This is a genomic window from Flagellimonas meishanensis (assembly GCF_019880545.1).
In the GTDB taxonomy this organism is placed as follows: Bacteria; Bacteroidota; Bacteroidia; order Flavobacteriales; family Flavobacteriaceae; genus Flagellimonas; species Flagellimonas meishanensis.
This window is the reverse complement of the sequence record NZ_JAINVW010000001.1, coordinates 1,252,974-1,278,058: the sequence shown is the minus strand read 5'-3', so window position 1 is coordinate 1,278,058 and position 25,085 is coordinate 1,252,974. Positions and strand designations below refer to the sequence as shown.

The following is a 25,085-nucleotide window of genomic DNA, read 5'->3' as shown; positions in this document are numbered from 1 at the left end:
GCCTTTTTTATTTACAGAAACAATCCTATATGAAAATGATTTTAAGACTACTGCTGAGTGCCCTGGCCGTTATCATATTATCCTACTTGCTTCCCGGGGTTGGGGTGGACTCTATGATCACCGCAATACTCGTTGCCATCGTGTTGAGTCTGCTCAATCTTTTGGTCAAGCCTATTCTTATCATCCTCACACTCCCTATCACGATCATTACACTGGGACTCTTCCTTCTGGTCATTAACGCCATCATCATTCTTATAACGGCACACTTTGTTCCGGGATTCGAAGTCTCAAGCGTATGGTGGGCCATACTGTTCAGCCTTTTGCTATCCTTTTTGCAATCCTTCCTTCATTCATTGCTCAAGGAGGACAAATAGCGCTTTTTTTTCTTTGGCATTCAATGCTTTAAAAGTTGCCGTCAAACGAAAAATGCATTACTTTTGCGTCCCATTTTTGAACAGCAAACTAAGTTAGGAGATGAATATTATTAAAGAGCAGATTGATGCACTAAATGCAGTTGTAAAAGTCGCCATCAGCAAGGAAGATTATCAGGATAAGGTAAACAAGATTCTCAACGATTACCGAAAACAAGCCAATATACCTGGTTTCAGAAAAGGTCAAGTGCCTTTGGGACTGATAAAAAAGCAATACGGAAAAGCGGTATTGGTGGATGAGGTGAACAAGCTGTTGCAGGACAATCTCAACAAATATTTGACAGAGGAAAAACTGGACGTTCTTGGAAATCCACTGCCCAGACAACAGGAAAACTTTGATTGGGACAAGGAAAACCTCGATTTTGAGTTTGAACTGGGATTGGCACCGAACTTTGATGTCAACCTAAAGACCAAAAAGCCCATAGTGCACTACAAAATAGTGGCCGACAAAAAAATGATTGAAGACCAAGTGGAACGTATCCAAAAGCAATACGGAAAATTGGTCTCAAAAAATGAGGTGGGGAAAACTGACGAGGTAATCGGCACTTTTTTTAACGAGGAGGCTGAAATAGACCACAAAACTACCCTGGAGCTGGACAAGATCAAGAGCAAAAAGGCACTAAGCGCCCTTATTGGCAAAAAAGTGGGAGAATCCATTTCAATTTCCACTAAAGGCCTTTTTAAAGAGGATTACCTGCTTTCCAGTGGATTGGGAATTTCTAGGGAAAAAGCGGAAAAACTGAACCTCGATGTCAATTTCACCATTGGGGAAATTAATGAGCGCCAACCGGCCAAGTTGGACCAAGAGTTGTTCGACAAATTGTTCGGCAAGGACAATGTCAAATCAGAAAAAGAACTTAAGGAGCGCATCAAGGAAGATTCTGAAAAACAGTTTGAGCAACAGTCCGACCAAAAGTTGCTGAATGATGTGACCGAAAAGTTGATAGAGGACATTAAGTTTGAACTGCCTTCGGAATTCCTAAAAAAATGGATCCAGATCAGCGGGGATAAAATGCTGACCGAAGACGAGGCCAAGGAAGAATTTGAAAAATCTGAAAAAGGACTTCGTTACCAACTCATCGAGGGGAAAATCATCAAGGAGAACAACCTGCAGGTGCAATTTGATGAACTAAAGGAGTTTGCCAAAGGATTCATCAAATCGCAGATGGCCCAATATGGCCATTTGAACCCTGAAGAACAGGAATTGGAAAACATTGCCAACCGAGTTATGGGCAACCAAGATGAGGTGAAAAGACTGTCGGAACAGCTGATGAGTCAGAAGTTATTGGATCTTTACAAGGAAAAAGCCAACCTTAAGGTAAAAGAGGTCACCTATGACAACTTTGTGAAGGAGGCCTATAGTTAAATAGCGGCTAAAAGAAAAATAAGTATCTTTACGGTGCCGAAAAGCTAAGTTTTCGGCACCTTTTTTTTAAGATAACTCGAAGAAAATCCTATGGATTACGGAAAAGAATTCAAAAAATATGCTACCCAGCATCATGGGATCAACAGCATGCACTATGATCAGATAATGAGCAGTCTGTATCCTGTGAGCATGACCCCAAATATCATCGAGGAAAGGCAGTTGAACGCCATTGCAATGGATGTCTTTTCCCGATTGATGATGGACAGGATCATCTTTCTGGGTACGGGGATAAATGATCAGGTTGCCAATATAGTGCAGGCCCAATTGCTGTTTTTGGAAAGCGCGGATGCTTCCAAGGACATCCAAATCTATATCAATTCTCCAGGCGGAAGCGTCTATGCCGGTTTGGGCATTTACGATACCATGCAGTTCATAAAACCCGATGTGGCCACCATTTGCACCGGTATTGCGGCCTCCATGGCAGCAGTGCTCCTTTGCGCGGGTCATGAAGGGAAACGTAGCGGTCTTACCCATTCCCGGGTGATGATCCACCAACCCCTCTCTGGGGCCAGGGGCCAGGCGAGCGACATAGAAATAGCAGCAAAGGAAGTGCTGAAAATAAAAGATGAGCTCTACCAGATCATAGCCAAGCACTCCGGACAGAGTTTTGATAAGGTTTACGAGGACAGTGACCGGGACTATTGGATGAAGGCCGATGAAGCCAGAGCGTATGGCATGATCGATGAGATTTTAGTAAGGGATAAGTCCTAAAAAACGACCAAAACGACCAAAACAAAGGCAATTTATGAACCAAATGCCTTTTTTTTGCGTTATTAGTGGTTGAACATAGCAGTTGATATGGCAAAGGAAAACTTGGAATGCTCTTTTTGCGGCAGAAAAAAACCAGAGACCAATCTTTTGATCGCTGGGTTGGATGCCCATATCTGTGACCGTTGTATAGAACAGGCCCATAGCATAGTGGCCGAGGAATCCAAACAGTCCAAGAACCAGGATCTTTCCTCGGAATTGGTGCTGAAAAAACCAGTGGAAATACGGGATTTCCTGGATACCTTCGTGATCGGACAGGAAAGAACCAAAAAAGTAATGTCCGTCGCTGTCTACAATCATTACAAACGACTTTTACAGCCCAAGGGAAAGGACGATGACGTAGAGATACAAAAGAGCAACATCATTATGGTGGGCCAGACTGGGACCGGAAAGACCCTGATCGCCAAGACCATTGCCAAAATGCTCAACGTACCCTTGGCCATTGTGGACGCCACTGTACTTACCGAAGCCGGTTATGTGGGGGAAGATGTGGAAAGCATTCTTACCCGACTGTTGCAAGCTGCGGATTACAACCTGGAAAAAGCAGAAAGGGGTATTGTTTTTATTGATGAAATCGATAAAATAGCCCGAAAAAGTGACAACCCATCCATAACCCGTGATGTTTCCGGGGAAGGGGTACAACAGGGACTTTTGAAACTTTTGGAGGGAACAATGGTCAATGTGCCACCAAAGGGAGGCCGAAAACATCCCGACCAAAAGTTTATTGAGGTCAACACGGAAAACATCCTATTTGTTGCCGGTGGTGCTTTTGATGGCATTGAGCGCATCATCACCAAACGCTTGAACATGCAGGCGGTGGGTTATAGTGCTTCCAAAGCTGAGGATAGGTTGGACAATGAGAATATCCTTCAATACATCATACCCAAAGATCTTAAGGATTTTGGGCTCATTCCCGAGATTATCGGAAGGCTACCCGTTCTAACGCACATGAATCCGCTGGATGCCAAAACGCTCCGTGCCATTTTAACTGAGCCCAAGAACGCCATCATAAAGCAATATGAAAAACTCTTTGCCATGGACGGTATTACCTTTACCATTACCGAACAGGCGCTGAATTATATTGTTGAAAAAGCGGTGGAATATAAATTGGGGGCCCGCGGTCTCCGCTCGCTTTGCGAAGCGGTGTTCACGGATGCCATGTTTAACCTGCCCAGCAGCGACGAAAATGAGTTCAAGGTAAGCAAGGCCTACGCCGAGGAAAAACTCAGCTATGAGACCATTAAAAAGTTAAAAGTGGTATCCTAACGGTTCAAACGACTTTTTTTGTCACTTTTTCCAAGAGTCTTAGACAGACATCGGCAATAATTTTTTCATCAGTGTATAGATGATGTCCGAAGCTGGGGACAATCTCCAAAGCGACCCCATGTTTCATTGCCCACTTCAAATCTGGTTTGTGTTCGTCACATTCACCAAAAATAAGGTTCATGGGAACATCGGGCGTCTGTTCTTCCAGCCGTATCCTAGTGGATGAAATTGTAGTCAATGATTGCATGGGAAGACCTCTGAGCGCAGCTTTCCAAGCAATGGTGCCTCCGGTGCTGAATGCCAGATAATGCGCCGGTTCGGTCTCCTTGCGAAGCAAACTGGCAACGGCAGCGTCAATGCCTCCATTCACAAAGGCTGCATGAATGTTTTCCTCAGAAGAAATGGGCACATCAATGTCGCCCAACTGTTGGCAATCGTAAAAGGTAATGTCAAAATATTGTTGTAAATACCCAAAATAAGAAGCTATCCAGAGTCCTTTTTTGGCGCCCCACATATCCGAAACAACAACAAGTTTATTTGCCATATTATTTATTGGTTTTTGGTTTATCAAAGATTTGATGGGGGAAATTTCATCAAATAACGCAGAAAAGTCACTTTTATTTGTTCAAAACAAACCTTTGTTCGATGAATGGTCAAACCTTACGAAAACGTTTTCGTAAAACTAGGGATTATAATGGACCTACCCTAAATTTTCTATAATTATTGATTGAGTTGAAGTAATTCCTCCAAATAGTTGCGCTCATTGGACAACCTGGGAATCTTGTGCTGACCACCCAATTTATTTTGTGATTTGAGCCAGTCATGGAATAGATTCTTCCTTGCCAAATGCACCGTGGGCATCTTTAAGGTCATGTTGTTGTACCGCTTTGCCTCATAATCAGAGTTCAAGGATTTGAGGGCGTTATCCAGGAATTCGGTGAAGTGGGCAATATCCTTTGGCGGTTTTCTAAACTCAATGATCCATTCATGTCCCCCTTTGTCGCTACCGCTCATGAAGATTGGCGCCGCCGTATAGTCCATAATCTCCGAATCTGTTTTTTGGCAGACCCTCTTCAGGGCTTCCTCAGCATTCTCAATGATCAATTCCTCTCCAAAAGCGTTGATATGATGCTTTGTGCGGCCGGTAATCTTTATTCTATATGGATTTTTGGAAGTGAAACGGACGGTATCCCCAATCTTGTACCGCCAAAGTCCGGCATTGGTGGTAATGACCATGGCATAATTTACCCCAAGTTCTATATCCCAAAGAGGAATAGCCCTCTCCTCCCCGCCCGTGGTATCCATAGGAATAAATTCATAGAAAATGCCATAGTCCAGCATCAACAGCAAATCATCGGCGTCATTCCTATCCTGTATACCAAAAAACCCTTCCGAGGCATTATAGGTTTCATAGTAGTTGAACTTTTTTCTGGGCAAAAGTTTCTTGTATTGATTTTTGTAAGGCGTAAAGCTAACCCCACCGTGGAAATACACTTCCAGGTTCTCCCATATCTCGAACAAATGGTTCTTGCCTGTTTTTTCCAACACTTCATTCAACAAAACCAACATCCAGGAAGGCACCCCGACCAAACTGGTGACATTTTCATGAATGCTCTCCTCTATAATGGCCTCCATCTTGGATTCCCACTCGCTCATCAAGGATACTTTGTTACTGGGCGTACTGCTGTACTCCGCCCATAAGGGCATGTTATCAATCAAAATGGCGGAAAGGTCGCCAAAAAAAGTGCCGTTGTCCTCATAAAGCTCTTTGCTGCCACCCAATCTCAAGCTTTTGCCTATAAAAAGTTGCGAGTTTTCGTTGTTGTTCAGGTATAGACAGAGCAAATCCTTGCTGGACTTATAATGACAGTCTTCCAAAGCCTCGGTGCTTACCGGTATAAATTTGCTCTTTGCGTTGGTGGTGCCGCTGCTCTTTGCGAACCATTTAATGGGCGTGGGCCAAAAAAGCTTTTGTTCGCCCCTGCGCGTGCGCTCTATTAAAGGCGCAATATCTTCATAGGCCACTATGGGCACTCTATTGGCAAAATCTTCATACTTGGGCAGTTCGCCAAACCCGTATTGTTTTCCAAGCATGGTATCCTTGGAAAAATCCACCAAGTACCGAAGTACCTCGCCCTGAACATCCAAAGGATATTTTAGGAAAAGTTCTATTTGGTGGTAGCGCTTCTTCAACAACCAAGAAGCAATGGAATTGAATAACGGTATTGGCATTTTAGGTATATTTAACCAAGTGTTTAGTTGGGTGCAACGGCTAAAATAGCTTTTCTGGCATTCATTATCAAGATAAGTAAAAAACATCCATCCCAGTATGCTGTACGAAGGAGTTCTGCGAAAAATGCAAACGGAAAACGGAAATCCGATCCAATACTTTTTGGTCTTTGAAAACAATTTTCTACACCTGAACCAGGCTTTGGACAGGGAAGTCCACATCGATTTCATTAAGTTCCAATGCCTTAACTGTGGTGAGGAACGGCCAATCTATCGTCAGGGTTTCTGTAAAACCTGTTTTTATGAAACCCCATCTGCCGGAGAATGGATCATGAAACCCGAACTGAGCACCGCCCATTTGGACAAGGAAGACCGTGATCTGGAGTATGAAAAAAGAATGCAACTGCAACCGCACATCGTATATTTGGCAAACTCCAGTAATGTCAAAGTAGGGGTAACACGCAAATCCCAGGTTCCCACCCGATGGATTGATCAAGGGGCACACGAAGCCATCGAAATTGTGGAAGTGCCCAACCGATATTTGGCAGGAATCACCGAGGTGGCGCTAAAAGAGCACGTTAGCGACAAAACCAGTTGGCAAAAAATGCTTACCAATCGCATTGAGGATGTGGATTTGGTCGAATGGCGCAATAGGCTGAAAACCAGTATTCCAGATGAGGTGTCGGACTATTTTATCGAATCAAACACAGAAACCCATTTGCATTTTCCCGTTCTTCAATATCCCCTGAAGGTCAAAAGCCTCAATCTCGATAAAACACCCAATTATCAAGGAATACTAAAAGGAATAAAAGGGCAATACCTCATTTTTGATGATGGCACCGTGTTCAACATAAGAGGCAATGAAGGATATTATGTGGGACTTGAAATCAAATAAATATCCAAGAAACTTTGTATGAAATGAAGCTGTGCTATGCTAAAACTCTTTAGAAAAATCCGTAGAAAAATGATTGCCGATAAAAAAATTGGCAACTACCTGCTATATGCCATTGGAGAGATTGTTTTGGTGGTCATCGGCATTTTGATTGCCCTCGCCATCAACAACAATAACGAGGATAGGATAAAAAGAGACAAAGAGCAGGTCTATTTGATGGGCCTGAGGGATGAGTTTGGGACCAGTAAGACAAAATTGGAAGAATTGATCAGGGTAAATAGAGAAAGCTATGAGGCCGCGACCCAAATTGCCATTTTGATGGACCAACCAGGCGAACCTTCGGAAGAAAAACTTTCGGAACTGTTCGTTACCGCTTTTGCCTACGATATTTTCTTCAATGCGAACAACTCCCTATTGAACGAAATGATCAATTCCGGCAGTCTTAAGGATATTTCCAACGATACGTTGCGCATTCAATTGACCAACTGGATCTCCACAATTGATGATGTTGCCAATCAGGAAAAAATGCTCAGCGAGCAGCGCAGCAATACGGTCAATGCTTTTAGAGATGGAGGTCACAGTATCCGCACTATTTTGGATAACACCGGAATGGCATCCCAATTGGGAATTCCGATGGGCAAAAAGCCTGTCAGCAATTTATCAGCATTGCAATCAATTGCGTTTGAAAACAACATATTGTTGTTTATCATCACAGGTCAAGCCACGGAAATGGCGCATTACATTCCATTAATGGAAAACTTGAATTCCATTTTAGAACTCATAGAATCCGAAATAAAAGAATAGGCAATCTTAGTTTATCGTATCCTTTTTATTTTTGCCCAAAAGGCCACCCAAAATGGATTTGGCCGTGCTTTTGACCGGATCCTGCTGTTCGGTCTTCACAGTGTCTTTCTCCTCTGTCTTGTTTCCACCCAATAGCGTGCCCAACGTTTCCCTTACTCCCGGCGATGTTGTTGCTGTGGAATCGGTTCCTTCATCTTTTTTCAGAACATCGGACAACAAATCTTTCGCTTTGTCCTTTCCTTTGTTCACCAATTTTTGTTTTTGAATCTCCACCAATTGGTTGGTCAGGTTTTTTACACCAGAAGTCAGATTTGTACTCACCGTAGGGCTGGTATAATTACCCCCTATATTCGCCGTCACCGGAATGGTCAAATCCTGCAAGCCCGGTTCATTTATTTGCGCAATGAGCTTGTTCACCTCGGCCCCAAGGTATTTCGTGGGGACATCTAGTGTGGCTTTGTACTGCATTTGACGATCAAAAGTATGGCTGCCATCAACCTTAATGGCGATATCCTTATAGTTTAAACTGAAAGGCTTCACCTGAACGGTTCCGTTGTCAAAACTCAACGCCGTTTTAAGGTTGTCAAAAATGATGTCCTTGGTGTCTAGAAAATCCAATTTACTATCCAGGGAGGAAAGCAGTGGGGCTTTTTCCGGATTCACCTTGGTGGATAAAAGTTCCGCCAACAAATTACCCGAAATTGAGGTAAGGCTTGGAGTAAGATCATCCTTCAGGTTTCCCGAAATCTGTATTTGGGAGTTTAGCTTTCCTTGCAGGGCATTGGCGAGTGGTGCCAACACCTGAAACAGCTCCAAGGCAGCAAACGACTCATCGATGTTGAAATCGGTCATCCCCAAATTCATTTCAAAAGTTGAGGCTTCCCCTTTTGTGGAAACCGCTCCGGAAAGTCCCAAATCACCCCCAAACAAATCGGATGTCAAATTTTTGACCGTGGCGGTCTCGTCCCTTATAATGAATGTGCCCTTTACATTTTTCAGGTTCAGGTTGTCATAAACCACCGTATTGGCCTCTGCATCAATGGTGCAGTCCAAAATTGATGGAATCTTGATGCGCTCTTCACCTCCAGAGGGGATTTCGGTCTTGGATTCCTCTTCCGGAACATCGGCCACCATAAAATCATTCAGAGAAAAACGATTGGAATTGACCTTAAAATTACCCTCCATGTTTTCTTCATTGAACAAAAACCCAAGCAGATTGGTCAAAGTTCCCGTGGCCTTGAAATCGGTGCCCCCGGTTTTTCCATCAAAGGAGTTGACCGTCACTGTGGTTGGATTAAAAGTCAACGAGGCGGTGTTGATGATCATGGGGTTTTTCAGTTCTTCCGATGCATATTCAAATCCGGAAATGGTCATCTTCCCTTCGGTTTTGGTATTTTGATAACGCTTCTTCTCCAAAGATTCCATATCAAAGGAAGTGGTTACGTTGGCATCCAAAAGCCCTTTTAGGTTATAGTTGTCGGGCACGGGATAAGCCTGAGATATATTGGCCAAATTGATCTTGCCATCCATATGCGCACGCACTTTGGTATTCCCCATCAGATCACTTATACGGGAATTTAGGTTGAACTTATCCTGATCAATGGTAAACGACATTTTTTTGATTTCCACGTAGGTATCCTCAGTAACCCCGGTTGTATTGTTTATTTCAGTGTCAATAAATACGTTCTTGACAGATTTTGGCAACTGTGGATACTTAAAGGAAGCATTGTCCGAGTTTATCTTGATGTTGAACATGGGAATGTGTTCCTCGTCCACAATGCCCTTTAACTGTCCCCGAACCACAAAATCGCCTGTGGTCTGGACTTCCTCGATGTTCTTGGAGTATTCTTCTGGGATTACTGCCAAAAAATTCTTGAAATCGGAAGAAGGCGTCTCAAAAGTGATATCCACTTCCTGGTTTTCCTCGTTCACTTTTACAAATCCATCAAAAACCAACGGTAACTTGTTCACCATGGCCTTGTTTTCCATAAAGGAATATTTGTTCGCCGTCAAATCAATGTTCAACAGGGCATCCAAATTTATTTTATGGTTCCTTAAATAGTTGGTGCTGTCCATCTCCAGGGACATGAACGCATCCGTATGGGTATCCAGTTGTGATGTTTCCAGGGAAAGGTCCCCCGTTCCCGAATGGTTCATCTCCGAAATATCCAAGCGAAGGCCAGTGGCCATATCATCATAGATGATCCTCGAATTGCTGATGGTATACTCGTCCATTGCAAAGGTGAAATTGTCTCCTGTTTCAGTTGGGGCACCTGTTTCGCCCTCGGTTGGTTTTGCAATATCATAATTGGCGTTTTCCTCTGCATCCACCTTAATGTGAAGCTTTGCCCCATCAATACGCAGCCGCTTTATCGCGATGGGCTCTTCTTGTGATTTGAACAGTTCCTTTATGGACATACTCAGTGCCACTTCATCCGATGCGAACAGGGTATCACCTTCAAAAGGTGCATTGTTCACCAAGGAAATTCCCTTTAGGGACACATGGGCATTTGGGAAGCTTTTGATCAAGCTGAGCTGGGCCTCATCAAAATCCAGCGTGGCGTTGATGTTGTTGTTCACTTTGTTCTTGACAATCTGTGCAATTTTACCCTCTAGGAACCAGGGCAGTGCCACCACTAGGGCAACGACAAACAGTAGGATAAGGCCAACTATCTTTAGGGCTCTTTTTTTCATAATTTGGGATTTTGCTACAAAATAAAGCAGAAGTTGCTAATCTAATGATATCTCTTCCCCTATTTTTAAGTTAAATCTTTTCCGAATCAGGTACACGAAGAGATAAAGCAGGGGCGTATCGAAAAGGGCGATCATTACCTTGAAAATGAACCCACTGAGCACCAATCCATAAAATTTATCCCAGGGAAGCACCCCGAAGAGACAAAGCAAACCCACTACGGTGAAAGTATCCACAAACTGGGATGAAAAGGTGGAAAAATTATTGCGCAACCACAACATTTTGCCATCTGTTACCCGTTTCCAGAAGTGGTAGATGGAAATATCGATGTACTGGGCAAAAAGATAGGCCAACATGGATGCCAAAACCCCCAATGGCGACAGGCCAAATACCTTGGTAAAGGTTCCGTCATCCACTGGGGAGGATGGAATGGCAGGGGCCCCATTGGAGACGAAAATGATCAGCATGGAAAATACAGAGGCAAAAATACCTGCGGTGACCACCTGATTGGCTTTTTTTCTCCCATAAACCTCCGAAATAAGGTCTGTGATGAGAAAGGTAATGGGATAGGGAAGGATACCTACGGACAGTTCAAAAAGGGGAGCCCCAAAAATGGTCACATCCCCAAAAGGTTGCCAATAAAAGAACTTTTGAAAAATGAGATTGGAGACCACCAAGGAGGTAATGAAAAGTGCTCCCAGATATAGATAAATGGAAAACGCAGCTTTCTTGTCCTTTGGCGTCATCCGTCTATCTTATGTTTATGCTAAAAGGTATTTTGGCCTGAATGCCCTCCCGCTGCGTCATTTGTTTCAGCTCCTGTAGCAATCCATAGGCTTCGGGGCCCAATTGTTCCTGTATTGCCCAGTTGCCAATCTTGGCCTTCATTCCGCCCATGTCTTCCATAAACTGCTGAAAACCGGACTTGTACTTCGGATATTTTCTGATGCCGTACGTATCCATCCCGGCCATTTCGGCTGCTGCGGCTATGGCATCCTCCAGATTTCCGAGCTCGTCCACTAGCCCATTGGCCTTCGCATCCACACCACTCCATACACGTCCTTGGGCAAGGGAATCCACTTCCGCAAGGGTCATGTTCCGTCCCTCGGCCACGCGCTCCAAAAAGGTTTGATAGGTGGCATCTACCCCTTCCTGCAATACACGCTGAAAGGAATCGCTCATAGGCTCGAACAGCGAATAATCCACTGAGTTTTTGTTGGTTCCCAACTGTTCGGCATTTATTCCGATGTTATCTGCCAATTCATTGATATTGGGAATGGTGGCAAACACTCCAATGGAACCTGTTATGGTGGTTGGCTCGGCAAATATCTTGTCACCGCCAACCCCAATGTAATAGCCTCCCGAAGCTGCAATGTTTCCAAAGGAAACCACAACAGGCTTGACCTTTTTGGCCACCTGGATCTCCCTCCAAATGATATCGGAAACCAGGGAGCTACCCCCTGGAGAGTCCACGCGTAGGACAATGGCCTTGACCTTTTCATTCTTTACCGCCTTTTGCAAGGCTTCAACCATTATTCCCTGTCCGATGAAATCCTGATCTCCTTCCCCATAATAAATCTCGCCCTGTGCGTAGATTATGGCCACTTTATCAGCTCCTGTGGCAATTTTCTTGTTGCTGGCCAATCTAACATAATCCCGAAACTTGACATACTGGAGGTCTTTATCATCCATAACGCCGGTTTTCTTTCGCAAAAGATCCTCGTATTCATCAAAATGCAGTCGGCCATCAATTAATCCATTGGCAACGGCCAGCTCAGGGGTCCTTCCACCCAAGGTATCCGCAATTTGATTCAAGTCCGCTGGGGCAATGTCCCTAGTGGCCGAAATCTCTTCCACCATCACCTCCCAAATCGAGCCGATCAACTCCTGGATCTGAAAACGGGTCTCGGGGCTCATGGTATTGGTCAAGAATGGTTCCACGGCACTTTTGTACTTGCCATGGCGAACCACTTCCATCTTGATACCCGATTTTTCCTGTAGATCTTTGAAATATAGCACTTCAGCAGATAGTCCTTTAAAATCCAAGCCCCCTACCGGGTTCAGATAGATTTCGTCCGCTGCACTGGTCAAATAGTAATCTTTTTGAGTCAAGAAATCGGAATGGGCATAAATAAACTTCCCTTCGGACCTAAAGTCCAATAGGGCATCACGAATCTCCTTAACCTGGGATATTCCTGCCTGCAAGAAGCCCGTGGTTATGCTGATTCCTTCAATTTTAGGATCATTCTTTGCCACCTGTATGGCATGGATTATTTCATCCAACCCTATCTCTTCATCCCAGAGGCCAGCAAAAGGATCGGTATCATCCTTACCCACATAATCCTTGATGGGTTCGGCAAAAGCCAATTCCAATATGGAGTTTTCGCGCACTACCACCCCATCATCGGCTTGGCCCAAAAGGGCGATAAAAATGAAGAACATGCCCAAAAGCAGCCCAAACGCCACCAAACACCCCAAAATTGCCGCTAAAACGTTTTTCAAAAAGTTCATTCACTTATAATTTTATTCGGGAGCAAATATAACCATTGTTCCATTGTTTTCTTTATTTTGCCCATTGACCATGGAATTTAAACATAGGGCATATCTTTCGCTGGGAAGCAATATGGGGAATCGCTTCGCCCTGCTCCAAAAAGCCATTCTTTTTCTGCAGAAAATGGCGGGAGAGGTCGTGGCCGTGTCCCATGTCTATGAAAATCCTGCAGTGGGTTTTGAAGGTCAGGACTTTTTGAATGTTGCCGTGGCTTTGGAAACGGATCTTTCACCCCAGGCACTCCTCTTGCTCATTTTACAGTTGGAAAAGGATTTTGGACGGAATAGGAAAAGTGATGGGTATCAATCCAGGACCTTGGACATTGATATAATTTTTTATGATGATGTGGTGTTGCAGGATAACAATTTGAAGATTCCACACCCCCTCATGCAGGAGCGGAATTTTGTGCTCAGGCCGTTGGCTGACATTGCACCACAAATGTATCATCCCACACTGGGTAGGGATATCCGCAATCTGCTTCAGCAGTGCAGGGATCGAAATACCTTGACCAAAACCAAGCAAAAGCTGTTTAAAAACCGATTGGAACTTTTTTCGCATTTGCAGTTCGTGGCCATCGAGGGAAACATCGGCGCCGGAAAGACCACCCTTGCCAAAATGATCTCGGCCGATTTCAATGCCAAGTTGGTCTTGGAACGATTTGCGGACAATCCTTTTCTTCCCAAGTTCTATGCCGACCAAACACGCTATGCATTCCCCTTGGAAATGTCCTTTTTGGCAGATCGTTACCAACAATTTATGGATGATACCTCCCAATTTGACCTGTTCAAGAATTTCATGGTCAGTGATTACGACATCTTTAAGTCGCTGATCTTTGCCAAGATTACCTTGAAAGCGGATGAGTTTGAACTATACCGAAAGCTTTTTAATTTCATGTACAGGGAGGTGAAAAAGCCTAAAGTATACCTATATCTTTATCAGGATACCGACCAACTTTTGGCAAATATCAAAAAAAGGGGGCGGGATTATGAACAAAATATTAGCGCCGATTATTTGGAAAAAATAAACCGGGGCTATATGGATTTTCTAAAAAGCCACCCACAACAGAACAGCCTGATTTTGAACATGAACGACCTTGATTTTGTGGACAACCCATCGGATTATACGGCCATTCTGGACCAAATTGAGGACCACGTGCTCTTCACTTACTTTTAAGAAAATTTTTAGGAATTGTTTGGATATAACGAATGGTTTTATTTTATTAGCCGTCTCGTAGTGAGAAACTAACTAACTCAAACTATATATCAAGCCCCGTTTTTTCGGGGCTTTTTATTTATCGGACTTTTTTGGATTTTGTTCCAAACGTCCCACACCACTACCCCCACACTAACGGCTATGTTCAGGGAATGCTTGGTGCCGAACTGGGGTATTTCCAAAATGGAGTCGCAGGTGGATACCACCTCTTGGGAAACACCCTTTACCTCGTTGCCAAAGACCAATGCCATTTCAATATCCGTTGGCACCTCAAAATCATTGAGCATAATGGACCCCTCGGCCTGTTCCACGGCAATGGTCTGCGCCCCAGCGCGCTGCAATTCCGTAATGAGTTCCACTATGTTTTCCCGATATTCCCAGTCCACGCTTTCGGTGGCACCAAGGGCGGTTTTACGGATATCTTTGTGCGGTGGGGTGGCCGTAATGCCACATAGATAGATTTTTTTCACCAAAAAAGCATCCGCTGTCCTGAAAACGGAGCCGATATTGTTAAGACTGCGGATATTGTCCAGAATCAAGATGATGGGCGACTTCCCCGCCTGCTTGAATGTATCCACATCCAAACGTCCCAGTTCGCTATTTTCCAGTTTACGCCCCATATTTTTCAACCATTTTACCTAAAATATCAACAAAAATTTTGGAAGTATCCCAAAAACGATACATTCGTGACTTTACCTTATCGTGCAAAAATAATCCAATTAAATCGCTTTGGCAGCCACTTCAAAATCCAAGAAAGTCACCCCTTTGATGCAGCAATACAACAGCATCAAAACCAAGCACCCGGACGCCCTGCTTTTGTTCCGCGTTGGTGACTTTTATGAAACCTTTGGAGAGGATGCCGTAAAGGCGGCCAAAATCCTGGGGATTGTGCTTACCCATAGGAACAACGGCGGTGACCAAACGGAATTGGCGGGATTCCCACATCATTCCCTGAACACCTATCTGCCCAAATTGGTTCGGGCAGGGCAACGTGTGGCCATCTGCGACCAGTTGGAGGATCCCAAGCAGACCAAAACCATTGTCAAGCGAGGGGTAACAGAACTGGTCACTCCAGGAGTGGCACTCAATGATGACATCCTCTCTTCCAAAAGCAATAACTTTTTGAGTGCCCTGCACTTCGGAAGGAGCAAAATCGGTGTTTCCTTTTTGGACATTTCCACAGGGGAGTTCCTGACCTCCGAGGGCACCGCGGAACAGGTGGACAAACTGCTCCAAAACTTTGGACCCAATGAGGTGTTGGTATCCAAAAACCATAAAAAGGATTTTACCGAACTATTTGGAAACCAGTTCCATATCTTTTATTTGGAGGATTGGATCTTTCAGGAAGACTATGCCCACGAAAGCTTGACCAACCATTTCAAAACCAAGACCCTGAAGGGTTTTGGCATTGAACATCAGAACCATGGCATCATTGCCTCGGGCGCTGTAATGCACTATTTGTCCGAGACCCAACACAGCCGATTACAGCACATCAACAAAATTCAACGGATTGCGGAAGAAGAATATGTTTGGATGGACCGATTCACCATCCGAAACCTTGAACTGTACCAATCTCCCCACCAAAATGCTGTTACCCTTCTGGAGGTCATTGACAAGACCCTTTCCCCCATGGGCGGAAGGCTTTTGAAACGTTGGTTGGCCCTGCCGTTGAAAAACATAGAAAAGATAAGGCACCGCCATGCAACGGTTGCTTTCTTCAAGAGTGAAAATACACTGCTCCAAAAAACACAGCAGTGGATAGGAAAAATGGGCGACCTGGAACGATTGATCTCCAAGTTGGCAACGGGAAAAATCAATCCGAGAGAAGTCATTTTTCTCAAAAATTCATTGGAAGCCATTGTTCCCATAAAGCAGCTTGCCCAAGAAAGTGGCAATGCATCCTTAGAAAAAATGGGACAGCAATTGGATGGTTGCGAAATGCTGCGGACCAGAATAAAACAGGTGCTCAATGAAGATGCCCCAATCCAGATTGCCAAGGGAAATGCAATAGCACAAGGACATTCCACAGCGCTTGATGAACTAAGGGGACTGGCATTTTCAGGTAAGGATTATTTGGACCAGATGCTGGAGCGGGAAACCAAGCTTACAGGAATCACTTCCCTCAAAATAGCTTCCAACAATGTGTTTGGATACTACATAGAGGTGAGAAACACCCATAAGGACAAAGTTCCCGATAATTGGATTCGCAAACAGACCTTGGTGAATGCGGAACGGTACATTACGGAGGAGCTAAAGGAATACGAATCGAAAATATTGGGGGCAGAGGAACGCATCCATGCCCTGGAACAGCAATTGTTTGACCAGTTGTTGGTTTGGATGCAGGAGTATATTGCCCCGGTGCAACAAAATGCCCACTTGATTGCGCAATTGGACTGTCTTTGTGGTTTTGCACAATTGGCGATGGAAAATGGTTATGTGCAACCGGAGGTAAACGACTCCACAGTGTTGGACATACAAGCAGGCAGGCACCCCGTTATAGAAAAACAGTTGCCCCTGGGCGAATCTTATGTGGTCAACGACGTGGTCTTGAATCGGGACGAGCAACAGATCATCATGATCACCGGGCCCAATATGAGCGGTAAATCGGCTCTTTTGCGACAAACTGCCCTAATCGTGCTCCTGGCACAAATGGGCAGTTTTGTGCCGGCCTCAGCGGCCCGCATTGGGGTCGTGGACAAGATTTTCACGCGCGTCGGCGCCAGTGACAATATTTCCATGGGAGAGTCAACCTTTATGGTTGAAATGAACGAGACCGCTTCCATACTCAACAATCTATCCGAGCGGAGTTTGGTGCTGTTGGATGAAATTGGGCGGGGTACAAGTACCTATGATGGCATTTCCATTGCCTGGGCCATCTCGGAGTACCTCCATGAGCATCCGGCAAGGGCGAAGACTCTTTTTGCGACCCATTACCATGAGCTTAACGAGATGTCCACCACCTTTTCGCGAATCAAAAACTATAATGTTTCGGTGAAGGAATTGAAGGACAATGTACTTTTTCTCAGAAAATTGGTTCCCGGTGGGAGCGAGCACAGTTTTGGAATCCATGTGGCCAAAATGGCGGGAATGCCCCAACAAGTAATCCAGAAAGCCAATAAAATATTGAAGAAACTGGAAAAGTCCCATTCCAGTGAGGAAATGTCGGACAAGCTCCAACAAACCCAAAATGAAGGACAGGAAATGCAGTTGAGCTTTTTCAATCTGGATGATCCGCTGTTGGAAGAAATCAAGGATGAGATACTGCATTTGGACATTGACACCTTGACCCCTGTGGAGGCGCTTATGAAGTTGAACGAGATCAAGCGGCTTTTGAGCAAGAAGAAAAAGGCTTCTTCCTAAAAAATTTCTTTCTATTTTATAGAAATATATTAAATTTGCACCTGCCTATGCCGAACGGGCAGGTCCGCGCTTTACGAAGCGCTGGGTTCTTTAAAATGCGAAAATAGCTCAGTTGGTAGAGCATCACCTTGCCAAGGTGGAGGTCGCGGGTTCGAATCCCGTTTTTCGCTCAAAACGCTGCTTGCAGCGTTTTTTTGTTTAAGTCCTGTCATGCCACGGCAGACAAGCTCGAGTGGTGGAATTGGTAGACACGCCGGACTTAAAATCCTGTGGGCATTATGCCCGTGCGGGTTCAAGTCCCGCCTCGAGTACCAAAAAGCCGAGAATTGCTTCTCGGCTTTTATTTTTGCTCCCAGATGCTGAACGACATGGGGCCTTTCATTCCCCAACTTCCTCCAAAAGCTTCCTTAACTGGCGCTCATCAACTGGTTTTACTATGTAATTGCTTACCATTTCGTACTGTACAGCCCGTTCCCTATCTGACGGGTTTATGGAGGAACTCACCACATAGATGGTCACCCGTTCGCGATTATGATGGGGTATTTTTACAAAATCATCAAGAAATCCCCAACCATCCTTTATGGGCATGTTCAAATCCAAGAAAATCACCGATGGCAGTTGATCCCCCACATTAAGTAGGTCCAACAGAGCATCAATGGCCTCCTGCCCGTCATGGAACACCAAAACCTCCTTGGTAAAATCCAATTTCTTCATCAATACCTTCATCCCAAATTGGTGAATGGGATCATCGTCAATAATACATGCTCTTTCCAATTTGCTCATATCCATATTATGTTATGCCATTAAGAATTTTACCTTGAACGTGGTCCCTTCGCCTACTTTGCTTTCCACCGCTATTGACCCACCCATGGACTCCACTTGGTTCTTGGTAATAAAAAGTCCGATTCCCCTGGCATCACTGTTGCCATGGAAGGTTTTATACATACCGAACAGCTTTTGACCATGCCTATCCAGGTCTATGCCCAGTCCGTTGTCCTTGACCTGTAGCACTACGTGTTCCCCTGTTTGTTGCGTCTTAATACTGATTTTTCCGTTTCTTTCTGGATTTCTGTACTTAATGGCGTTGGTAATCAAATTCAGGATTACACTTTCCACATAGGCCGGCACCCCTTGGACTTCTAGTTCTTTGGGAATATCCAAGGTTAGGTGTTGTTTGTTTTCATTGATCAGGGCAGCCACATCCTTCAACACCTTGTTCGCCATTTTGGACAGTGAAATCGGTTTCATTCTTTTTCCAGTTTCCAGTTTCACCTGTACCACCTCATTCAAATGCGCTATGGTCTCATCAAGGCCACCTGCGGCCCTTTTCAGCATTTTTAACGACTCCTGATGCTCCTCTACACTGGTTTCATTGTCCAAAAGAAAACTGGTGATCATGGATAAATTTGCGGTATGGGATCGCAGATTATGCGATACGATGTGCGCAAAATTCAATAAGCTGTTGTTTTGACTCGTGGTGAGCTCCAGCAGTCCCTTTAGCTTATTGGAAGCTTCCACCTTAGAGGTCATATCCACGATTTGGGAAATGAAATGCGATAGTTCCCCATTGATCTTCTTAACAGCGGTGACAGTCAAGAAAATGTGGACCACCTGTCCTTTTTTATTGAAATAGCGCTTTTCTATTTGATAGTTGGTACGCTTACCATCTATAACCTCTTGCAGCAAGGCCAGATCAATTTCAAGGTCCTCTGGATGTGTTATGTCCTGAAAAGAAAGTTTCGACAATTCTTCAGCGCTGTAACCCAAACTCTTACAAAGACTTTGATTTGCTTTGATGAAACTACCGTCCAGAGCGACCAAGGCCATTCCTACTGAAGAGTTTTCAAAAGCGCCTTGTAGTGATTCCTCACTTTGGACCAATTGTAGCTTTGTAGTTTTGAGCTCGGTTATGTCCTGGTTCACACCGATCATCCTTCGTGCTTTCCCTTTTTCATCCCGAATGACGACGGCCTCGGCCTTGATCCAACGTATTTCTCCATTGGGCCAACGCACCCTAAAATTGGTGTCGAAATTTCCCTTCCCTGCAATGGCATCGCTTACGGCCTTGGCAGATTCCGCCTGATCTTCTGGCAATACACAGGATTCCCATGCGCTATAGACGCCTTCAAAATCGGATTCCTTGATACCGTATAATCTATACATGTTGGCATCCCAGTAGAGTTCATTTTTAGGGATATCAAATTCCCAAATGCCTATTCCCGCCGATCGTGTGGCCATGGCAAGTCGATCACTCACTTTCTTATAAGCGATTTCCGCTCTTTTGCTTCTATCTATATCCTGGAAGGTGCCGACAATGCGTACACATTTGCCTTCCACTATTTCCGGTTCGCCAATGGCCCTGACCCAAAGTTCATTTCCCTTTGCGGTCATGAGCTGCAATTCAGTATCCCAAGAAGTGCCATTTTCTATTCCTTCTTGGACCAATCTTGCTATTGTGTCCCTACTATATCCTTCTTTATAAAAAGAAATCCCTTTGGCAACATCAGGAATATAATCCACGGGTACCTCATGGATTTCCCTGGTAATCTTGGACCAATAAAGCTTACTGTTCACCAGATCCACTTCCCATCCACCGATACGCGCCACCTCCTGGGATTTGGTAAGCAACAGTTCTTCCAGCTTCTTTTCGGTGATGTTATCCAATACCAAAATAACGCCCTGAATTTCCTTTTCCTCCGATCTAAGGGTGCTTATCTTCCATTCATACCAAATGCTGTCCCCATTGGCAACAACCACCTTAGCTTGGTCCGATCGGTTATCGACCACCCCCTCCAGGCAATATTGGATATCCATCTTCAACTCCTCGGGCAGCTCCGGCATGCTCTGGAAAAAAGACTGCCCCTTAATGTCTTGGGACAATCCGAACTTATCAATCCATAGATTGGAAAAATCAACATAGGACAAATGGGCATCGAGTAGGGCAACCGGCACCGGGAATCCTTGAAAATAGACCTGGTTGGCAATCATGGCACTAATTTAGATAAAAACCTCTATATGTAACTAAATACTTACAATAACGAAGGAAAAAATGGTATTATTGCCCTTTTTACTTTCTATTGGAATAAGCCAAAGTGCCTTCCATCCTAAAGACGCGGAAGTGATGTGTTTGGGTTTTCGCATTAAAATGAGATGGCTTCGGTAGCTACTGGATCCAATTTCACTATTTGCCGTAAAAAATTCTCGGTTTCCCGTTGCACGGACTCCAAATCTTTTGAAGTGATCTGCGAGGTAATCACATGGTCTCCCGAATCGGGGAATGCCTTTTTTCGTTTTAGTTCCGACGGGGTTCCCAACTGATCGAACATGGTCAGCATGGCCGGCACAGAGACCACTTTATCCTGAATAGAATCGCTTCTGTAAAAATAACCCATGAAGACTGGCTGTGTTACCTTCTCGAAAGTCTCCGGGGTCATTGTGTTATCCACCAAAGCCTGCAGGTGGGTCAGGGCCTCTACCCTGTATTTGGTGGTCCAATATTTTTGTTTTTCCGGACTGGCATCGAACTCATGATAATCACTTTTTTTCACCATTTTGGCCAATTGAAGGCCCCAAGGCCCTGCCAACAACTTGGCATTGGGATCGTAGATTTCAATGTTGGGGGAATACAATAGAATGGCCGCCACATCCTTGTCGCCACCGGCCAGGTGCAGCGCCAGGGTACCCCCCGTGGAAGTTGCCATTACAATAACCTTTTTCCCCAAGTTTTTGGCCACGGAGATGGCCTCTTTGGCCGATGCCAGCACCTGATCCGAGGTAATGTTTAGCATGGCTTCCTCTTCATTTAGTCCGTGGCCCGCCAAACGGGGCAGATACAGGTTGCATCCAAACTTTTTTGCCATGTTGATGTGCACCGGATGGCCCTCCATTTGGCTGGCCGACCATCCATGTAAATAGACTATGCTGTATTCGGTTTTTTTAGGGATGCTATCAAACCAAATAATGCGCGCTTCGTTGTTGGGCTTTATATTGGAAATGGATGCTTCCTTGCTGCGTATCCAGTGTTCCAGATCTACTAAATCCGTGCTTACCTTAGGTAGGCCAGTATCCAAATTGGGCTTTTCTACCCTGGGACCTAAAAGGTAGACCAGCAAAAAAAGGCCTAATAGAAAAATAAGTGCCTTAATAAATTTAAATAGGATTTTCATCAATGTTTATAAAGCGGTATGGAGCCAAGAATTGGTTTTTACCGTGTGGCATAAATATACTATTTTAGGCCAACGTACTTTCACTTTCCATGACAAAACTGAAAACCCTGTTAAACGCATTGGGGCCTGGCCTTTTGTTTGCCAGTATGGCGATAGGCACTTCACATTTGGTCCTTTCCACAAAGGCTGGTGCGCAATATGGATGGGTCATGGTCATTCCCATCATATTGGCCAATCTTTTCAAATATCCATTTTTTGAGTTTGGCATGCGCTATACCACGGTAACGGGCAAGAGTCTTGTAGAGGGTTACCTCCGCATGGGGAAAAAATACCTGTGGATATATGCCTTTGTCACCTTGGTATCCACTTTTACCATTCTGGCAGCACTTTATGTGGTCACTGCGGGACTTTTCATGAATTTGTTCCAAATATCCGGTGTGGGCACGGGGATGGTAGCCCTTGGACTATTTGCTTTCATTGGCCTGTTGCTGATCATTGGCAAATATCGCTTTCTGGAAAACTCTTTGAAAGCGGTCATTTCCATTTTATTTGTGGCGCTCGTAATAACCACCATATTGGTTATTGACAAAGGTCCCGTCCCGGGTGCGGAAAACTATCAGCGGCCGGAGATTTTTAACGAAGTTGGCATACTTTTTTTAATTGGACTAATGGGATGGATGCCCACAGCGGTTGAAGCTTCCGGTTGGGTAAGTCTATGGTCCATTGAAAACTTCAAGACCATGAAAGAAAAGCCTTCCCTAAAACTCGTCTTGCAAGAGTTTGATCTGGGCTATTTTCTAACGGCTTTGCTGGCCGTGTTCTTTTTAATCATTGGATGGATGACGCTATACGGAACAGGTACGGAACTGAGCGGGAATGCCGTGGTCTTTGCCGATCAGGTGGTAAATTTATTTACTGCCCATATTGGCAATTGGGCCTATATCTTGATAGCCATAGCTGCCTTTGCCACCATGTTCAGCACCTGCATGACCGCCCACGATGCGGTTTCACGCGTAAGCATTGACGTGCTGGAAAAACTGTTCCCAAGGAACAAGGCCTTTAAGAGCAATAAAGCGTTTGGTGTGGCCGTAGTTTTCATGGCCGTGGTGAATTGGGTGGTCATTGCACTTTTCAGTGCCAATATGGCCCAGCTCGTTGCTCTGGCCACTTTTGTCAGTTTTGTTTTGGCGCCTTTGCTGGGGTGGATGAACCTGAAGACGGTTACAGGGAATGATGTCCCTAAGGAGTTCAGACCAAAGATGGGCCTGACCCTCCTGACCTATTTGGGCATCGTGTTCCTTTCCTTTTTCGCCCTTTATTATTGTTGGATGCTTTTGATATGACTAGTCGAAGAGCACATTGTCATTGAGCACCACCACCAACGACCTTTGGTTCTTTTTGTGAAGAACTTCCAGGCAAAAGACACCATTGGTGCAATTGTTCAGGATTTTTTCCTCACCATAACCTATGGAATAAATGATATTGGTGGGAGACACCCCTTTTTTCAATAGATATTGTTTAATGGCATCTGAGCGCGACTGAGTCAATCTAAAATTGGTACTGCTCCCTCCACGACTGTCCGTATAGGTTTCAATACGCAACTGCACAGAGGGAAACTGTTCCACAAAGAATGCCACTTTGTCCAATTCCTGCTGGATCTGCGGAGTAAGCGTTGTTTGGCCTTTCTCAAAAAAGAAATCGTCCATTTTCACCACTTTTTGCCCCTCTTTTTCTTCCACTAAATCATCGTAAAGGGCAATTTCTATGTCATATCCGTTGTTTTCCAAAGCGTTCAGTTCCTCTTCGGATAGCTTTTTTCTAAAAAGGGAATATCGCTCTTTGGAGGATTCAATCACCACTTCGTTTTCCCAGGGTATCTCCAACCTATAATTTCCCTCTTCATCCGAATATGTTTCGGAAAGCAAGGTCCCGTCGGGCTTCAACAATCTAATTGCTGCCTTGGATATGGTTTCGGAAGATTTGTACGGCTTTATCGTCTTTCCCTTTACGATCAGTGTTTTGAGTCCGGGTTTTTCGTCCACCTTGAACCCGTACAGATCATCCTTCCCCTTACCGCCAAGTCGATTGGATGCAAAATACCCCAAAAGTCCATCCCCTTCATTCCGCATGATCAGACCAAAATCATCTTCCTGGGAGTTGATTCCCTCTCCCAAATTGATGGGAATACTGAAGGATTCATCTTCAATATTGGATTTGTAGATATCCATTCCCCCCAAACCGTAAAATATGTCGGATGCAAAATAAAAACTGTCCTCAAAAATAAACGGGGCTATTTCGTTTCCGGGTGAATTTATCCTCGGCCCCAAGTTGATGGGTGCCGACATGATCTGTCCATTATTAGTGTACACAAAATACAGATCTGTACCACCGTAGCCATCGTCGAAATTGGCCGCGAAATATAGTTTGCCGCTTGCCTCATCATAAAAAGGATAATAGAACGAGGTGCTCAGGTCCTTCAACAACAAGCGAAAAGAACCGTCCAGGGTCTGCATACCTATGGCCAAGGCATTTTTCCCTTTGGAATCAAAAGCTAGCTCCCCATCCTCGGTATTGGACATCACAAACAAAACACTGTTCAGGCCCTGGGAGAAATAGGGTGTGGCCTTATGGAACTTGGAAGCAGGGATTTTGGCAAATGGCTGTGCCGTACCGACCTGACCATTAGGCTTCAAATTGGCATCATAAATATTGAGAAAGCCTTCTTGGGAAGTGGCCCTACCCTTTTTTTGTTGTATCCTTCCACTGGAAAACAACAACTTTTTGTTGTAAAAGGCCGGTGCAAAGTCGGCTTGTGCGCTGTTCCCCTCCAGGTTGAAAACTTCAAAATCGAGCGTGGTTTTTCCGGAACTGTTCTCCAATAGGTTGTTATTGAAGTCCATGTTCTCCAACAACTCCTTGTCAAAATTGGTGGACAGGGTAGCCAGAAAGGCATTTTTTCTTTCCTTGTCCGATGTTTTTGATAGACACTGCATCATCTTGTTCAAATGATGTGGTTCCATTACCGCTCCTTTCTTATGGAGGTTTATGTATGCTTCGGCCGCTTTTTCATAGCGTTTTGTCTTGAAATAGGATTCCGCCAGATTGAACCATTGCCGATCTGTGAGTCCCTGCTTGAGCAAATCCGTCTCGTAAGCTGTTACTGCGCTTTGGTAGTCATACTGAAAAAAGTGGCCATCCCCCTTGGAGTACCCTTCTTGGGCAAAAGCAAACACCGCACCCAAAAGAAAGGCAAGAAATAGGGGAATTGTTTTTTTTATCGGGTCCATG

Annotated in this window: 19 protein-coding genes and 2 tRNA genes; 11 read left to right on the top strand and 10 right to left on the bottom strand. The window is 44.6% G+C overall.

What is annotated here, in order from left to right:
* Nucleotides 1-29 precede the first annotated feature (29 nt).
* The 4 genes from K7G75_RS05735 to clpX all read left to right on the top strand — a co-directional run bounded on the left by K7G75_RS05735 (nucleotide 30) and on the right by clpX (nucleotide 3,891).
* The gene (locus K7G75_RS05735; RefSeq protein WP_222983255.1) at nucleotides 30-374 is read left to right on the top strand and encodes a phage holin family protein; all 345 of its coding nucleotides are present in this window, start codon (nucleotides 30-32) and stop codon (nucleotides 372-374) included.
* Nucleotides 375-474: 100 nt separating this feature from the next.
* On the top strand, nucleotides 475-1,797 hold the full coding sequence (tig, locus tag K7G75_RS05730) for a trigger factor (RefSeq protein WP_222983254.1): 1,323 nt from the start codon (nucleotides 475-477) through the stop codon (nucleotides 1,795-1,797).
* A gap of 90 nt (nucleotides 1,798-1,887) precedes the next feature.
* On the top strand, nucleotides 1,888-2,568 hold the full coding sequence (gene clpP / locus K7G75_RS05725) for an ATP-dependent Clp endopeptidase proteolytic subunit ClpP (RefSeq protein ID WP_222983253.1): 681 nt from the start codon (nucleotides 1,888-1,890) through the stop codon (nucleotides 2,566-2,568).
* Nucleotides 2,569-2,655: 87 nt separating this feature from the next.
* Nucleotides 2,656-3,891: an ATP-dependent Clp protease ATP-binding subunit ClpX gene (clpX, locus tag K7G75_RS05720; RefSeq protein ID WP_222983252.1), complete on the top strand. Its 1,236-nt coding sequence runs from the start codon at nucleotides 2,656-2,658 to the stop codon at nucleotides 3,889-3,891.
* A 4-nt stretch (nucleotides 3,892-3,895) separates the two neighbouring features.
* Here the strand turns inward: clpX and K7G75_RS05715 are convergent, their stop codons facing one another.
* A complete protein-coding gene (locus K7G75_RS05715; RefSeq protein ID WP_222983251.1) occupies nucleotides 3,896-4,435 on the bottom strand; it encodes a hypothetical protein in 540 nt (179 codons plus the stop codon).
* Between the two features lie 176 nt (nucleotides 4,436-4,611).
* Entirely contained in the window at nucleotides 4,612-6,123 is a 1,512-nt protein-coding gene (locus tag K7G75_RS05710; RefSeq protein ID WP_222983250.1) for a GH3 auxin-responsive promoter family protein, read from the bottom strand.
* A gap of 97 nt (nucleotides 6,124-6,220) precedes the next feature.
* Between K7G75_RS05710 and K7G75_RS05705 the strand changes: the two genes are divergently transcribed.
* Entirely contained in the window at nucleotides 6,221-7,015 is a 795-nt protein-coding gene (locus K7G75_RS05705; protein ID WP_222983249.1) for a DUF2797 domain-containing protein, read from the top strand.
* Nucleotides 7,016-7,051: 36 nt separating this feature from the next.
* A complete protein-coding gene (locus tag K7G75_RS05700; protein WP_222983248.1) occupies nucleotides 7,052-7,816 on the top strand; it encodes a DUF6090 family protein in 765 nt (254 codons plus the stop codon).
* A gap of 6 nt (nucleotides 7,817-7,822) precedes the next feature.
* Here K7G75_RS05700 and K7G75_RS05695 read toward each other — a convergent pair whose 3' ends face one another.
* From K7G75_RS05695 to sppA, 3 genes are read right to left on the bottom strand one after another with little or no spacing between them, the layout of a single operon-like run.
* Nucleotides 7,823-10,510 carry an AsmA-like C-terminal region-containing protein gene (locus tag K7G75_RS05695; protein WP_222983247.1) on the bottom strand — a complete coding sequence of 896 codons (2,688 nt, stop codon included), beginning with the start codon at nucleotides 10,508-10,510 and terminating at the stop codon, nucleotides 7,823-7,825.
* A 36-nt stretch (nucleotides 10,511-10,546) separates the two neighbouring features.
* Entirely contained in the window at nucleotides 10,547-11,254 is a 708-nt protein-coding gene (locus K7G75_RS05690; RefSeq protein WP_222983246.1) for a queuosine precursor transporter, read from the bottom strand.
* A gap of 4 nt (nucleotides 11,255-11,258) precedes the next feature.
* The gene (gene sppA, locus K7G75_RS05685; protein WP_222983245.1) at nucleotides 11,259-13,019 is read right to left on the bottom strand and encodes a signal peptide peptidase SppA; all 1,761 of its coding nucleotides are present in this window, start codon (nucleotides 13,017-13,019) and stop codon (nucleotides 11,259-11,261) included.
* Between the two features lie 70 nt (nucleotides 13,020-13,089).
* Here sppA and folK point away from each other — a divergent pair, with 70 nt between their 5' ends.
* The gene (gene folK / locus K7G75_RS05680; protein ID WP_222983244.1) at nucleotides 13,090-14,232 is read left to right on the top strand and encodes a 2-amino-4-hydroxy-6-hydroxymethyldihydropteridine diphosphokinase; all 1,143 of its coding nucleotides are present in this window, start codon (nucleotides 13,090-13,092) and stop codon (nucleotides 14,230-14,232) included.
* A gap of 89 nt (nucleotides 14,233-14,321) precedes the next feature.
* Here folK and K7G75_RS05675 read toward each other — a convergent pair whose 3' ends face one another.
* On the bottom strand, nucleotides 14,322-14,891 hold the full coding sequence (locus tag K7G75_RS05675; protein WP_222983243.1) for an RNA methyltransferase: 570 nt from the start codon (nucleotides 14,889-14,891) through the stop codon (nucleotides 14,322-14,324).
* Nucleotides 14,892-15,039: 148 nt separating this feature from the next.
* Here K7G75_RS05675 and mutS point away from each other — a divergent pair, with 148 nt between their 5' ends.
* From mutS to K7G75_RS05660, 3 genes are all read left to right on the top strand, one after another.
* On the top strand, nucleotides 15,040-17,631 hold the full coding sequence (gene mutS, locus K7G75_RS05670) for a DNA mismatch repair protein MutS (protein ID WP_222983464.1): 2,592 nt from the start codon (nucleotides 15,040-15,042) through the stop codon (nucleotides 17,629-17,631).
* A gap of 97 nt (nucleotides 17,632-17,728) precedes the next feature.
* Nucleotides 17,729-17,801, top strand: a tRNA-Gly gene (locus K7G75_RS05665).
* Between the two features lie 56 nt (nucleotides 17,802-17,857).
* A tRNA-Leu gene (locus tag K7G75_RS05660) sits at nucleotides 17,858-17,945 on the top strand.
* Nucleotides 17,946-18,009: 64 nt separating this feature from the next.
* Here the strand turns inward: K7G75_RS05660 and K7G75_RS05655 are convergent.
* From K7G75_RS05655 to K7G75_RS05645, 3 genes are all read right to left on the bottom strand, one after another.
* Nucleotides 18,010-18,414, bottom strand: a complete 405-nt coding sequence (locus K7G75_RS05655; RefSeq protein ID WP_222983242.1) for a response regulator — start codon at nucleotides 18,412-18,414, stop codon at nucleotides 18,010-18,012.
* 12 nt (nucleotides 18,415-18,426) lie between these two features.
* Nucleotides 18,427-20,619: a PAS domain-containing sensor histidine kinase gene (locus K7G75_RS05650; RefSeq protein ID WP_222983241.1), complete on the bottom strand. Its 2,193-nt coding sequence runs from the start codon at nucleotides 20,617-20,619 to the stop codon at nucleotides 18,427-18,429.
* A gap of 152 nt (nucleotides 20,620-20,771) precedes the next feature.
* Nucleotides 20,772-21,797 (bottom strand): alpha/beta hydrolase, encoded by a 1,026-nt coding sequence (locus tag K7G75_RS05645; protein ID WP_222983240.1) that lies wholly within the window; start codon nucleotides 21,795-21,797, stop codon nucleotides 20,772-20,774.
* 89 nt (nucleotides 21,798-21,886) lie between these two features.
* Here K7G75_RS05645 and K7G75_RS05640 point away from each other — a divergent pair, with 89 nt between their 5' ends.
* Nucleotides 21,887-23,140: an NRAMP family divalent metal transporter gene (locus tag K7G75_RS05640; protein WP_222983239.1), complete on the top strand. Its 1,254-nt coding sequence runs from the start codon at nucleotides 21,887-21,889 to the stop codon at nucleotides 23,138-23,140.
* On the opposite strand, the gene K7G75_RS05635 is transcribed toward K7G75_RS05640, so the two are convergent.
* Nucleotides 23,141-25,084, bottom strand: a complete 1,944-nt coding sequence (locus tag K7G75_RS05635; protein WP_222983238.1) for an OmpA family protein — start codon at nucleotides 25,082-25,084, stop codon at nucleotides 23,141-23,143.
* Nucleotide 25,085: the final 1 nt, after the last annotated feature.